The sequence below is a fragment of the Flavobacterium sp. UBA4854 genome, from assembly GCF_002399805.1.
GTDB lineage: Bacteria > Bacteroidota > Bacteroidia > Flavobacteriales > Flavobacteriaceae > Flavobacterium > Flavobacterium ginsengisoli.
Map to the genome: position 1 here is coordinate 79280 of NZ_DHEI01000162.1, position 13131 is coordinate 92410.

Annotated in this window: 16 protein-coding genes and 1 tRNA gene; 8 read left to right on the top strand and 9 right to left on the bottom strand. The window is 34.1% G+C overall.

The genetic code is table 11. From position 1 onward, the window contains the following. Positions 1-3: 3 nt before the first annotated feature. The 3 genes from B3J44_RS23655 to B3J44_RS23665 form a co-directional block, all read right to left on the bottom strand. Positions 4-207 carry a helix-turn-helix domain-containing protein gene (locus B3J44_RS23655; RefSeq protein ID WP_286971938.1) on the bottom strand — a complete coding sequence of 68 codons (204 nt, stop codon included), beginning with the start codon at positions 205-207 and terminating at the stop codon, positions 4-6. A 246-nt stretch (positions 208-453) separates the two neighbouring features. Next, complete coding sequence (locus tag B3J44_RS23660; RefSeq protein ID WP_286971941.1) at positions 454-1698, bottom strand: relaxase/mobilization nuclease domain-containing protein; 1245 nt, start codon at positions 1696-1698, stop codon at positions 454-456. After that, positions 1683-2078: a plasmid mobilization protein gene (locus tag B3J44_RS23665; protein WP_286971943.1), complete on the bottom strand. Its 396-nt coding sequence runs from the start codon at positions 2076-2078 to the stop codon at positions 1683-1685. Before B3J44_RS23665 ends, B3J44_RS23660 begins: the two co-directional genes overlap by 16 nt. Positions 2079-2657: 579 nt before the next feature. Between B3J44_RS23665 and B3J44_RS23670 the strand changes: the two genes are divergently transcribed. Further along, positions 2658-2993 carry a hypothetical protein gene (locus tag B3J44_RS23670; RefSeq protein ID WP_286971945.1) on the top strand — a complete coding sequence of 112 codons (336 nt, stop codon included), beginning with the start codon at positions 2658-2660 and terminating at the stop codon, positions 2991-2993. Between the two features lie 118 nt (positions 2994-3111). Here the strand turns inward: B3J44_RS23670 and B3J44_RS23675 are convergent, their stop codons facing one another. After that, positions 3112-3516: an XRE family transcriptional regulator gene (locus B3J44_RS23675; protein ID WP_286971947.1), complete on the bottom strand. Its 405-nt coding sequence runs from the start codon at positions 3514-3516 to the stop codon at positions 3112-3114. 180 nt (positions 3517-3696) lie between these two features. Between B3J44_RS23675 and B3J44_RS23680 the strand changes: the two genes are divergently transcribed. From B3J44_RS23680 to B3J44_RS23700, 5 genes are all read left to right on the top strand, one after another. Then, entirely contained in the window at positions 3697-4266 is a 570-nt protein-coding gene (locus B3J44_RS23680; protein WP_286971949.1) for a hypothetical protein, read from the top strand. A 34-nt stretch (positions 4267-4300) separates the two neighbouring features. Then, complete coding sequence (locus B3J44_RS23685) at positions 4301-5923, top strand: hypothetical protein (RefSeq protein ID WP_286971951.1); 1623 nt, start codon at positions 4301-4303, stop codon at positions 5921-5923. A 16-nt stretch (positions 5924-5939) separates the two neighbouring features. After that, positions 5940-6293: a hypothetical protein gene (locus tag B3J44_RS23690; RefSeq protein WP_286971953.1), complete on the top strand. Its 354-nt coding sequence runs from the start codon at positions 5940-5942 to the stop codon at positions 6291-6293. A gap of 259 nt (positions 6294-6552) precedes the next feature. Then, entirely contained in the window at positions 6553-6762 is a 210-nt protein-coding gene (locus tag B3J44_RS23695) for a hypothetical protein (protein ID WP_203418222.1), read from the top strand. After that, positions 6719-8275, top strand: coding sequence for a recombinase family protein (locus B3J44_RS23700; protein WP_286972011.1), 1557 nt, complete (start codon positions 6719-6721; stop codon positions 8273-8275). Before B3J44_RS23695 ends, B3J44_RS23700 begins: the two co-directional genes overlap by 44 nt. Here B3J44_RS23700 and B3J44_RS23705 read toward each other — a convergent pair. The 3 genes from B3J44_RS23705 to B3J44_RS23715 form a co-directional block, all read right to left on the bottom strand. Beyond that, positions 8235-8307 (bottom strand) — tRNA-Met (locus B3J44_RS23705). The genes B3J44_RS23700 and B3J44_RS23705 overlap by 41 nt on opposite strands. Before the next feature lie 91 nt (positions 8308-8398). After that, positions 8399-8923, bottom strand: a complete 525-nt coding sequence (locus B3J44_RS23710) for a DUF4269 domain-containing protein (RefSeq protein WP_286971957.1) — start codon at positions 8921-8923, stop codon at positions 8399-8401. After that, positions 8916-10448 carry a glycosyltransferase family 39 protein gene (locus B3J44_RS23715; protein WP_286971959.1) on the bottom strand — a complete coding sequence of 511 codons (1533 nt, stop codon included), beginning with the start codon at positions 10446-10448 and terminating at the stop codon, positions 8916-8918. Before B3J44_RS23715 ends, B3J44_RS23710 begins: the two co-directional genes overlap by 8 nt. Before the next feature lie 230 nt (positions 10449-10678). Here B3J44_RS23715 and B3J44_RS23720 point away from each other — a divergent pair, with 230 nt between their 5' ends. Further along, on the top strand, positions 10679-11098 hold the full coding sequence (locus B3J44_RS23720; protein ID WP_286971961.1) for a hypothetical protein: 420 nt from the start codon (positions 10679-10681) through the stop codon (positions 11096-11098). Positions 11099-11164: 66 nt separating this feature from the next. Here the strand turns inward: B3J44_RS23720 and B3J44_RS23725 are convergent, their stop codons facing one another. Next, positions 11165-11713: a DUF4494 domain-containing protein gene (locus B3J44_RS23725; RefSeq protein WP_198857599.1), complete on the bottom strand. Its 549-nt coding sequence runs from the start codon at positions 11711-11713 to the stop codon at positions 11165-11167. A gap of 399 nt (positions 11714-12112) precedes the next feature. Here B3J44_RS23725 and B3J44_RS23730 point away from each other — a divergent pair, with 399 nt between their 5' ends. Then, positions 12113-12355, top strand: a complete 243-nt coding sequence (locus tag B3J44_RS23730) for a hypothetical protein (RefSeq protein WP_286971963.1) — start codon at positions 12113-12115, stop codon at positions 12353-12355. A 28-nt stretch (positions 12356-12383) separates the two neighbouring features. Here the strand turns inward: B3J44_RS23730 and B3J44_RS23735 are convergent. Next, positions 12384-13131 (bottom strand): hypothetical protein (locus B3J44_RS23735; RefSeq protein ID WP_286971965.1); only part of this gene is annotated, 748 nt, incomplete at its 5' end.

Genomic DNA, 13131 nt, shown 5'->3' on the forward strand with positions numbered 1-13131 from the left:
CAATCAATTATTTTCGTCTTTAATTTCAATTAATAATTCTTTTACTGAAACATCCAATATTTTTGCAATGTCGTATAGTACTTCTAAACGTGGTTGCTGTCTATTCTGCACATAGCCATTAACAATGTTATAGCTTTTGCCAAGTTGCTCTGCAAGCCACGTCTGTTTAATACCCTTCTGTTCCAATATCTCTTTAATTCTATTCATAGTCAATTAATTATAAATAGTTTACAACTTTCTAAAATAAAAGCTTTAAGGGATGCAATATACTGTATTTCGGTGTAATAAAACACTGTATTTGTGTGTAAATTTAGCTATATAGTATTTTAAAATGTACATGGAGTTATAAAAAAATGTCCACTGAAAATCTCCCGTCTTTTTGCGTAGTGTAAAATTATACTTGAGATGCAATAATTCGAGATGTTTAAAAGAGTATTTCATATACTTAACTTTTTATAATCCCTTAGAAGGTCTCTTTTTCTTTTTTTGTTTAAACTGTTTAGAAACATAATCATCTATTTTTTCTCCTCGGAGCAGTATATCAGAAAGATTTTCTTTTACATACTCTTGCGATTCGAGATTTTGAAATTTTTCTGAAGCGGTAGAATTGGATTTTTGGTATTTCCTTTCAAGTGCAAGAATGTTCATTGCACAGCTTTTCTGAATTCCTTTTGCGCTGAATTCTTTTCCCAGACTGCTTCCATTGACAACCGACTGTGTTTTAAAGTCGATAAAAGTAATTCCATAAAGTTTTCCCTCACTGCTTTTTCTTAAAATAGTATTAATGCCTTGCTCTTTGAGCCTTTCGGATAATCTCTCGACAGAAGTCATTCTTTCATCGGAAAAAGCCTGTCTCAAAGCATTTTTAACGTGGCTTTTGCCATATTGTTTCTTTGTCTCATTTATCCTGAATTTTTCTTCCAGAAATTTTAAGGTGGGTCTGCTGTAGAATTCGCTGGCTTTTATCGGCACGCCTATCGGTTTCGAATTCGGGTCAAGTATCTTGTAAAGCAGTCCATTGTTTTTAAAAACTCTCGATTCCTCGCTTCCTCTGTCAGCATGGACATTATAAAGATTTAAAACCGCGTTGAGTTCAGGCAGGCTTGAATATTTGTAATCAAATAAAACCTTGTTTAAAACTGAATTGATCGCCTTTCTGGACTCTGCTTTTCCGTATTGGACTCTGCCGACATCTATCGGATTTAATGAAAAATGTTCTTTCTGTTTTCTTCCTTCGGCTTTTACAAGTCCGAACATTTCTTCAATTTCTTTTCGGGCAGGCTCTGATTTTCTGATTCCCAGTAAATGCAGATCGATTCTTTTTCCGTTTCTCTGAATGTTGTTTGTCACTATATGGCAGTGCGGATGCCCCGCATCATGATGCTGGTACACCAGATAAGGCTGTCTGCCGAATCCGAGTTTTTCCATATAGGTGTCTGCAATTTCAGCCAGTTTTTCTTTCGAATGATTCTCCGATGGATCAAAGTTGAGCGAGATATGCACCGAATTCCGCTTCGCATTGGTATTGAGTTCTGCCAGTTTCAGAAAACGGTTTAATTTTGAAGTGAAATTCAGTTTTTCCAGTTCCAGCGGATAATTTACCGCACTGATGCATTCCGCTTTTCCAATCTCAACTTTATTTTCGTTGTAATTGAGAATGCCTCTTATTGACGAGCTTGTTTTTATAACTGCAACCATTTTTCTGCTATTTTCTGGGTGTGGCCTGAAACCTCTTCCATTTTATCAAAAAGCCTTTTTCTCTGGATTTCGAACAGATAAAGATGCCCTTTAAAATCGGGAACTGTTTTGAGCGTGTTTATTTTTCTGGCAATCTGATTGATATTATTGCCGATTGCCCGCAATTCGGAAGTAAGCACAGCTGTCTCTTCCATCAGTTCGTCTAAAGATTGGTTTCTGTAGGTAGCTACAATTGGTTTGTTGAATAAGTGGCTTCTGATGTGGTCGCTTAATTTTCGGCAGGTGCTTGCTCTAAATCTTTTTTCCAGTTCGGCATACTCCAAAGGAGTGAATCGCAGTCCCACGATTCGTGTTCTGTTTGAATTTTCTCTTTTCATCATCTTTCATTTTCATTGTTATCAAACTCTTTGCTTTTAAGTTTCTCCACCGCCGAGTTCCGAGGCAATGGGTGGCAAGATAGGCGGTTGTTAAACAACCGTTCATCTTGCTGATTGCAGGAACGTTGCAATCTTTGGAGATTTTTAAAAAGCAGGCTTCTAATTTAGAGAAAATATTTGAATGTATCATGCGTAAAATATGTGCATGATGGCTGTAGGCTGTTACAATAAATAAATATTAAAAAAAAAGAAAAAGAAAAAAAAGAAAGCAGTCTTCAATTGGACAGTCAGGCAGGTGAAGTGCTATAAGTCCCGAAGGGCATTTTTTGAGGAACGAAGAAAAATGTTATGCGCACTTCTCTGGCTGTGTCCAATAACTTGCTTTGCTTTTTTTCTCTCTTAGATTTTAATTATTCCCCTTTCTTTTAATTTTATTTGATGCAGAAAATAAGGCATATTTGAAAACATTTTTTTTAAGTAGTTGGATATCTATGTATTAAGAAGTTTTTTTAATATATTTGAAATAAGGAAGAGTTTTTTTTCTTAAATATAAGCCGATATTGAATTTAAAGGTATGAGACTATGACTGAATTTTGGATTGAAAAGGGATGGGGAGTCTCGATTGATAATGCGGAAATTTCTGACGCTGTTAATGCTGTTGAGGAAATTAGAAAAAGGTATGATGAAAATAGTGTATTCTGGATTGGTCATATTCATGAAGAATATGTACTCAAAATTCATAAAGATATGACTATGCTGTACATTTATGGCGAAAATCAGGATAAAGAGTTAGTTGTTGTTCTTGAAGAGTGGAGTCAAGCTGAAAACTTTATCAAAATGTATTTTTCTAAAGACTTTTTAGATATCAAAGAACAGATAAAACGTTTTGCATTAAATAACAAAATAAATCTTAATTAGTTTTCATGCTTATAATTAGTAAGTATTTTAAAAATATAAAAGAGACCTTCTGGTCTCTTTTTGTTTGAATTAATATATTTCTGAAAAAGCTATTTTTCTTTATTGATTTTGAAATTATTTATTTGATTAGTTGTTCGAGCCTTTTCATCATTTCATCTTTTTCTTTCAGCATGCGCTCGTATAGTGCAATTTTTTCTTCGTGAAGCTGAATCAATTTATCAATCGGATTGACATTAAATGTTGCCGAATGACCCGTGTTTAAGAAAGCACCATTTTCAAACGTATTTGAGATAATATTTATTGCCTGTTCCTCATCAAAGTTCTGGAAAGCTTCAACTGGAATTTTTAAAGAATTAGAAATCTGCTTAAGCAGATTATCTTCAATTACATCTTTCTGCTCCAGCATAGAAATCTTCTTCTGATTCCAGTCTTCCCCCAGATCATAAGCAAGTGCTTCCTGTTTGATGCCAAGCATTTCCCTAAAACGTTTAACGTTTCTTCCCTGATGAATTTTCTGTTCCATAATGAGTGTTAGTTTTCTAAAGGCTCAAAGATAAAGCCATTTGGATTAAAAAGTCTGAAAACCAAAGATAGAAAAATATCCCGTAAAATATCCCTTTTGTCAGATATTATATCCAATTTCTGAATAGTTTATCCTTTTGAAAGGCAGGAACTTCGTTTTTGAATTCTAAATATTTCCGCTATGAAAAAGAATAAATTATCCTTTGGAACTAATTTTTGGTCAGCTTACGAGGCAGGAAATCCATATGATGCCCTGCATGCTTTTTTTGATTTTTCACATCTTGACGAGTACAAGCAGACTTTAAACGATTTAGTGATGCACAGCTACAGAAGTGAGATTTGCAGACAGGATAACCCCTGCCATGTCTTTGTCATTTATACAGCTTTAAGCTCTTTTTTAAAAGTCTGCCACTGTCTGAAAAGGAAAAGCAGAAAATGGATTGTGAAGAACTCAGGCGATTATAATTCATTAGTCCATCTAGCTTCATTAAGTAAAGCAGAGTACAGAAATCCTTTTAAAGCATTTCAAAATGCATTCGAAGAGAAATCACTGGATCAGTTTGAATCCTTCCTCTGTGAAATCGTGCATCTTTCATTATCTCCCCACGCAGTAGAATCAGATTATGACATTATCACTCCTTATGTGCATTTAGTGAAAATGCTCGATGCAGGACAGCTCATTATGGAAAGGGGCATTGAAAAGATTAAAAAAGAGAAACATCGAGATGATATTTTATCCTCTGTCGAGTAGATAACCGCAATATCAATTTCAAAAAATAAACATTATGAAAACTTTAGAAAAACTTACTTTTCCACAACTCGAAAACGAGTATCTGGAAAACATATTAAGAGAACTTGCGGGTAAATATAAGATCGTCCAGATGTTTTTTACAAGAGCAGACTCTTCGACATTTTCAAAACTTATAATCAACATTGAGAGCAGTATAGATGCGCAGAAACATCAGCATGCCAAATGGGTTAGAAAAGTTAAAGAACGCCTTCACATTGATGTATTATTTATTTTTTCTTCAAAAATTAGACATCACTATTCTTTAGGTGATCCGTTCAAAGCATTCTACTGCCGTGAGTCTGCGGTTATCTATCAGAATAATGAATTTGCAGATTCTGCTTTTAAAACGGTGGAATGGAAGAAATTCAAGAAGAGATTTAATGAATTTGAAAACAATTTCCATCATGATCATCAGCTTCATAAATGGCAGATTAAAAATCTCATTTCAGAAGGCTCTTCCAACAGTGTTTTTACATCTTACAGCAGGCTTATTGAATATGATCTCCAATGGCTGGAAGAATTATATATAGGAAATAGATCAGACTCTGCCGATCTGAATGAAAGGATAAATAATATTATCCATTACATTCCACTAATCCAAAAATATTTTGTCAAAACTGCTAAGGGCGGGTATTATCTTATTGATCTTTTTGAGCAGGCAAAAGAAGCTTCCAGCGATGAGGAAGCGATGTACAGAAATGAAATGTTTCAGGCTGTAGAAAATGCTGAAGAAAGCCTTTACAGGCTTGTTGGGGACAGATTTTATGAGTTTAGAAAACTGATAAAAAAAGGATATGCGCTGAAGCAGGAAGTTTTATATGATGCAGAGCCTAAAGATAAAGTTCTTGAAACCGCTGTCCAGACTATTTTAGATTCAGCTGATGCAGAACAGATTTATCTCTACAATAAGGCTGTAAACCATTCAAAAACTTCTTATTATCTTCTGATAATTGGTGATAGTCTGGGAAATGAAAAATTAAAATCAATCACTAACACCATAAAAAGCAGGACAGAAGGCAGATCTTCTTTTGTTCTGATCAGCCACAGCCGTTGCTGGATACAGAATAATCTCTACGAATACCAAAACTTCTTTCAAAAGATAATAAAGGAAGATTTTCTAATCTATTCATCAAACATGAATCACCCAGATTTTCACTGGGAATCTCCCCACAGACCATATCATGGCGATATAGACTTTTTTTACAGATGGACAGAACAGAGTTTCCGCCAGTTTTCTGTGATCGCCAATAATGCTGATGGCAATTACTGCGGGCTGACCACCATCTTTTCATTATTTTTCATGTCATTCTGCAGAACCTACATTTTTGCAAAAACGTATTATATGCCGAATTATCTGCCAAGCCAGACCTTGTGGGAACTTTGTATCTATGCAGAACCTGATATGAGTAAATATACTTATTTGACAGAAGAGTTCTGGACTGGCTTTTTTTCTTTCTTGGATAGAAACAGAGCTGTGTTCAACTGGTCATCAAGATTGACTGCGGAAGAAATTAATCAAATGAGAGTAATTGCGGAGAAGCTTATGGATGAACTCCATCTTGCAGTTGTTGAAGGCGGGCTTGTGAAAAAAATTGGACAGAATGATTCGGCAAATTAATTTAAGGATAAAGATTATGGATACAGATGAAATTATGAAACTGGAAAGAATCGGAATGTTAAGCAATAGACTGCTTAATACTTTAAAACCAGCAGAGGATAAAAGAGGCATGTATAATGCAGAGATCAGAATACATGATTATTGCGAACTTCTTTCAATTATAAGAAACCTGATGAAGCTCTGCATAATCGCTCTGGACAACGACAGTGCGGAAGTTCCGCCTACCGTTCTAAACCAGAACATTGATGTAGGGCTTATATTGGGAGTAACGCTTCAGCTGTTCCCGATAGATGAATTTGAGCTTATAAACGAAATCAGCTATTTATACAGTGATATGAAAGATGAAGGTAATGTAGATTCCAATTCATGATTTGCGTTTTGATGTACATATTATGTCCATGACAATCAGAGAAAGACCTATTAACTTTGTATGAATATGAAACTTGAGTGAAGTTATGATAGGTAAATTTTGCTTATGATCCTCAAGGGATTAGGTTTTATATTTGTATTATCCCCACCATATTTTGATCAGGATAAAATGAAAAAAGTTTTTTAACTTTAGAGCGGACAGTGATTGTGGAACAAAAAAGACCGAGATTCGGTCTTTTTTTAATGAAGAGGAATTTCAAATGGAGAAAGATGGAAGAGAAGAAAGAGGAAAAATGACGGCAGAAAAGACCAGAAAAATGCTGAAAGATGAAGGAGTGGAAGTGACGCTGGAACAGGCGGGAATGATTTTAGAATTTTTAAGAAAACTGGCAAACATGGCAGTTTCAAACTATTTAAAGAAAAAAGATGAGAAGAATAGCAGACCTATACGTGAGAGTGAGTACAGATGAGCAGGCAGACAGGGGCTACTCACAGAGAAATCAGGAAGAAATGCTTCGCAAGTACTGCGAAATAAATGCAGTTGAAATAAGACACGTTATTTATGAAGACCATTCGGCAAAGACATTCAACCGTCCGCAATGGAAGAAACTGCTTACGGATTTAAAGAAGCATAAGAATAAAACCGATCTTCTCCTGTTTACCAAATGGGACAGGTTCAGCAGAAATGCAGGAGATGCGTACCAGATGATCAGTACGCTCAGAAAACTGGGAGTTGAGCCTCAGGCTATAGAACAGCCTTTAGATCTTTCAATACCCGAGAATAAAATGATGCTGGCTTTTTATCTGGCTGCGCCCGAAGTGGAGAATGACCGAAGAGCCTTAAATACGTTTCACGGAATGAGAAGGGCTAGAAAAGAGGGAAGGTATATGGGAATTGCTCCTATCGGATATCTTAACCGAGTTAAAGAAGACGGTACAAAATATATTGCATTTGATCAGCCAGAAGCCTCTATCTTAAAATGGGCTTTTGAGGAACTTTCCAAAGGGATATTCAATACGGAACAGGTGCTTCACATGGCAAAAGAAAAAGGGCTTAAAGCAGGCAAAAATCATTTTTGGAGAGCGATCCGCAACCCGCTTTACTGCGGTAAGATCGAAGTTCCTAAATACAAGGATGAGGAACGGACTTTGGTAAAAGGACAGCATGAAGCATTAATATCGGAAATGCTTTTCTATAAAGTTCAGGATGTTCTTGACGGGAGATCCCGCAAATATCTTCCAAAGGCACTTTCTGCGAAACCTTTTCCGCTGAGAGGATTTTTTATATGTCCTGACTGCGGGAAAATATTGACTGGAAGCATATCTAAAGGACGACATAAGTATTACCCGTATTATCATTGCAGTGCAGGTTGCAGATACAGGATTAATTCGGAAACAGCCAATGAGATATTTATACAGAATCTGAAAAAATATGTGCCAATTCCTGAAATCAAAAACATCTATGCCAATGTCATAGGAGACTGTTATAAAGAACAGATTAAAGATGTCTTGGAAGAGAAAATTAAAATCATAAGCCAGATTAAGGATTATGAAACAAGAATCTCAAATGCAAGAGATCTTCTTGCAACAAAACAGATAGATGCTTCAGACTACCGAGAGATGAAGTCAGATTATGGAGAGATGGTAAGAAGGCTCGAATTGAAATTAGCTGGCATTGACGATGAAAATAAAGATATTGAAGAGCTTTTAAAAGCAGGAGTGGATAACCTGATGAAGCTTAATGAATATTACGAAAACGGAAATTGGATTGAATCGAGGGATTTATTAGGTTCGATTTTTCCTGAGAATTTTACGATTTCAGAAAACGGGTTTCGAACCGCTAGAGTAAACGAAGTAGTGCATCTGATCTACAGTATTAACAGGCTGATAGGGCTAAATAAAAAAGGGACAAAGAAGAAAATTTCTTCTTTGTCCCAATTAGTAGCGGGAACAGGACTCGAACCTGTGACCTTCGGGTTATGAGCCCGACGAGCTGCCTACTGCTCTATCCCGCGATGTTTCGGGTGCAAAGATACACACTAAATACGGTTATGCAAATAATTTTAGTACTTTATTTTTTATAATTTTTAAAAACAACGTTTTTTCTCATACTTTATATTTCAATAATTCTTTGTAAACGTTTCCTTCTAAGCCTAATAGCAAGCCAAATGCAGGTTCGGTTTTTATGCCGCTTTCTTTTAGTTTTATGATCTCCAATCTGAAGTTTTCGTCTTTTGAGCTTAGAATTTGCTGTTCGATTACCATATGTTTATAGCCATTTTGATGTTCGGTTGGTATATTTTGTCCAAAGATTTCGATTTCAAAAGGATCAATAAAGAAATTTGCAATAACAGATTCTTGATTATTAATGAGATCTTCTCGAATGTTAAAATGATCTTCTTTTTCAAACAGTTTTTTTACCTTATCAATAAAATTAGATTTGTTTTTCCAGTAACAGATAATATCCAAATCGCTGTTTTCGATATCAATATTTATCGGAATCGTACCAACCAAAATAGGATCAAATGCAGCAAGATTTTCCAGAACTTTATATTGGGTTAAAACAATAAATGCAGCTTGCTGTTTAGTATTTCCAGTTTGCAAATAAGATAAATCCTTAAAATTAATCATTTACGATTTTGTTTTTCTCTTCGTTGATTTCTTGTTCTAATCTCTTGTTGATATCGATTTTTGCATTCGTGAAAACAAAAATTGTAGCGCCATATCCTCTAGCGTATTGATTTGTGACTTGACCGCCAATAACGGCCGACTCAAAGTACGGACTTGTTTCTTTCATTTCTTTCTCGTTTTCTTCAAAATCTTTAACACGAATAAGATTTTTATACTTAATGCTAAGATCAAACCAATTTAGATAATCGGCATTGAAAGAAACAGCTTTAATTCCTTTTTTAGAATAATAATTAATCGCTCCGGCTTGTCCGTAATTATCGCAAAGTACAATAGTTTCTTTTTGATTTGGGAGCAAGGCATAAAGCGAATCTGTTTTTCTAGCCAATTCTTTCCAACCTAGCATATCGGCAAAATCCTGAGGAAGATGATGATCTTTTCCGTCTTCCCAACGAAGCAGTCCCAGTTTTTTGTACGGTTCTGAATGTGCAACCATATATTCTGGACTTTTATTTGGAAAAGCAACATGATAAATGGGAATAAAAAGCAATAGCGGAATCAGAATGAAAATAGGTTTTAAAAAACGTTTCCATCCGTTATTTATCATTTCTGAAATATAAGCGGCTCCAAAAGCAAGGTAAATAGGATACAATCCAATCACGTAATAGGCTTTTGCTTTGAAGTAGATAAAAATTAAAAGTGTGAAAACAAATGATGCAAAAAAGAGCTGATATTTTCTGAAAGGCTGATAGAATAAAACCGTATAAAGTCCAGCTAGAATCACAAATAATCCGCCAATAAAAAATAGAATTTGTTCTTTTAGAAAATCACCTAAATCTACATTTACCAATTGCGTTTTCGCCAATTCTTTCATGTGGTGCACAATTGGAAAATGATTGCTGTATTGCCAATACAAATTGGGTAGAATTAGAACCAATCCTAAAATTAGAGCAAAATAAAATTCTTTTTTTGCTAGCATTTTTCTTTGCTTAGAAAGCAAAATAGCAGGAACTAATCCGAGTAATAAAAACACGATATTGTACTTATTCAAGAAACCAAAAGCGAAAACTACGCTGCCAAAATAAAGCCATTTTGTATTTTCTGAAGTCAGATATTGAATTAAAGCGTAATAAAGTGCGGTCCAACATAAAATATCGAGCGAGTTTGGCTGATAGAGCATGTTTAATCGCAGTAGACATGAAAGCAAAACGCACAAAGCTCCGAGTATTAAAGCGTAAAGATTGCCTTTGAGAAGTTCAATAGTTTTCCAGACAATTAAAAGCGTTAAAGCACCAAATAGAGCAGGAAAAAACTTTACCCAGAAAACCGAATTTCCAAGCAAAAGAATAGTATACGAAAACCAAGACGTAACCGGAGGAACAGATAAATAACCCCAAGCCAGATGATTTGCTTGATCCAGATGTAGATATTCGTCGCGCTGCAAATCATATTCGGGACTGATTAAGACATATTGCAGAATGAATTTTAGAATTATAAATCCGAATAAAATCAGGTTTTTTTTGGTCATGTAGATTTTGGCTTTTGGGTTCGTTTGACTTTTAGGTTGCAAGTGGTTTTAAATCAACGGATGATTCTGTAGCTAAGATAGAACTTATTTTGATTTTTGAACATCTGAAATATTTCGGGATTAAATGGTTTAAAGTTCAGATATTTAAGTGTTTAAGGTTTTAAAATGTGAATTGGACTAACATTTTTATTACCTTTAGTATGAAGCAAATAACTTTAAAAGCAAATACCATGAAAAAGAAATTATTGATTTTAGTTGTCTTTTTAGGGACAATTTCACTTGCAAATGCACAAAGCATAGGAGACGTTACAAAAGCGGCCAGTAAAGCATCGACAACGGCAGTACCCGCTTTTGATGCTGCTAGTATCGCGAATCAGGTTATGGGAGTACTTTCTCCAAAATTGAAATTAACCGATGCTCAAAAACCGGTTGTAAATTCATTGGTAAATGAAACTCTAAATAAAAAGAAGAATATTTTGCCTACAATGGCTACAGACAAAGCAAGTTATACTTCTAAAATGACTACCACAAGAGAGTCTTTTATATCCAAAATGAAAAAAAATATTAGTCCGACACAATTTGATGCCTTAACAGCTTTATTGCCCAAATCAGCTTCGGCAGTAACACCATTGGCAAAAATGCTTTATTAAAATTGGCCAAAATAAAAAAAGCTTCAGATTATTCTGAAGCTTTTCGTTTTTATGTTTTTTAGGATATTATTCCTCGACAGCAGTTTCAAATTCCATATGGTCAATCATTTCTGCTTCTGGTTTTTCTGGTTTAGAAGCCTTTAAAGTATTAAATCTTTCCAACATTTCTGTTTCGCCCTCTTCACCGCTGAAATAAGGAAAAACATCCATAATTGCCGTTTCTGAAATAGCAGGAATAGAATATTCTCCCATTGTATTTTTCATTATATGAAGCGTGTTGTCATAAGCTTCGCGAACATCATTTGCTTGAACCAGCATATACATGCTTGTTTTTCTTTCTTTTCCACTTTCTTCATCGTAAGCAATTAAAGTGATTTTAGATTTAAACCATCTGTCTGCATTTTCAAAAGGATGAATTTCGGCATAATTTGCCACTTTAATAGCTGTGATTTTAAATTCTTCACTAGTGTACGCAGCCATTTCTTCAGTCATTCTTTTTTCAGCTTCTGTATAAGATAAAGCATCAACCAAATAAGGCTCGGTTAAAACTTTTTGTCCTCCAGTTTCATCTGTTTTTCTATATTTTACTTTGCATTCGTACCAAATTGCGCTCATCTCTTTATTTAATTTTTAAGGATGTCAAAGATAGATTATACTGCAAAATAAACAGTTAAAACTTTAAATAGATATTCACAATTTTAGCTGATTTTAGGTAACTTTTTGATGCTCTGAAAGTTGTGTTTTTGATAAGCAATTTGTCTTCATTACAAAAAATAAAAATTTTCTCTCTTCTATTTGTTTGATTAAAGTGTTGAAAAACAGGTGTTTGTTTTGTTTAAAAAGAATTGTTTAAAAAAACTGAAAAAACTGAAATCCAAAAAATCAATTTGCACGTAGATATCGGTAACAATGGCTAGGAATGAGGTAAATTCGAATGGTATTGGTTTTTGGAGCATATTGAATCTTACCGCATTTTTGGCTATTGTTTTTTTATAAATTATTAAAAATAATAGGTTGGGGAAATTAAACGTTCAAAAGTTAAAAGAGACTTTAAAATATCTGGAAAGCAAACAACGCGAATTAAAAAGACAAGATCAAAACGATGTGAGAAGTCTAGAATCGATGATTAAATATCTTAAAAAGGATATGATGGAACAGCACAATTTGTCTGAACATCACCAGCTGATAAAACAAGAAATTAAAGACACCGAAAGTTTTATTGAGAATGTTAAAAACATCATTAAAATCAATTCTTAAAACAGTTTAGTATTGCAAAATTTTACTTTTATTCTAATTTAATTTTTTCGTTTTTACAATCCAAAATAAGTTTGTGATTGAGGAAAAGTTTGTTGCCAATCATTCCCTGCATTCCAGAACGCTTCATTAAGAATTTTTGAAGGTCTGAAGTGCCTTCTATATACGTAACTTCAGAAAGGTTCAAAATCAATTTATCAAATTGTATTTTCTTTTTCGCGGAAGCAGAATAAACATGCAATGTATTTCCCCAAGAATTTCCTTTTTCGGTTTTTAATACGCTGTTTTTAAGTCTGTATTGCTGCCAAATTTCTTTTGTAGTTATCAGTTCGTAACCGCTTGTTCCAGAATCATATAATAGTTTTAGATTTTCATTTTCTATAATTGAGGGAATTAAAATTTTGCGTTTTTTGAATTCAAAATCAGAAAAATCATTTTCTTGAATTTTCTCTATAAATGAACATTGATTGTTTTTGAAATCTAAAACCGTAATTCGTTTTTCTAATAAATCGGTTCCAATTGTTCCAATACTATTTTCAGCATTTGGATTATCAAAACTGATTTCTTCTCCATAATTCAAAACTTCAAAAGTATTGGAAACAATTTTCATGTTTCCGATTGAAAAAGAACTTGAAATTTCATTGTTTTTAGTATCAATTTTTAGCTGATTTTGAAACTTTTTAGCAATCGACTCTAATGATTTTTTGTAGAAAACTGTTGTCGACGAACCCGAATCAAATTGCATAAAAAAGGTTTGATTGATTCCGTCAATTTTTATT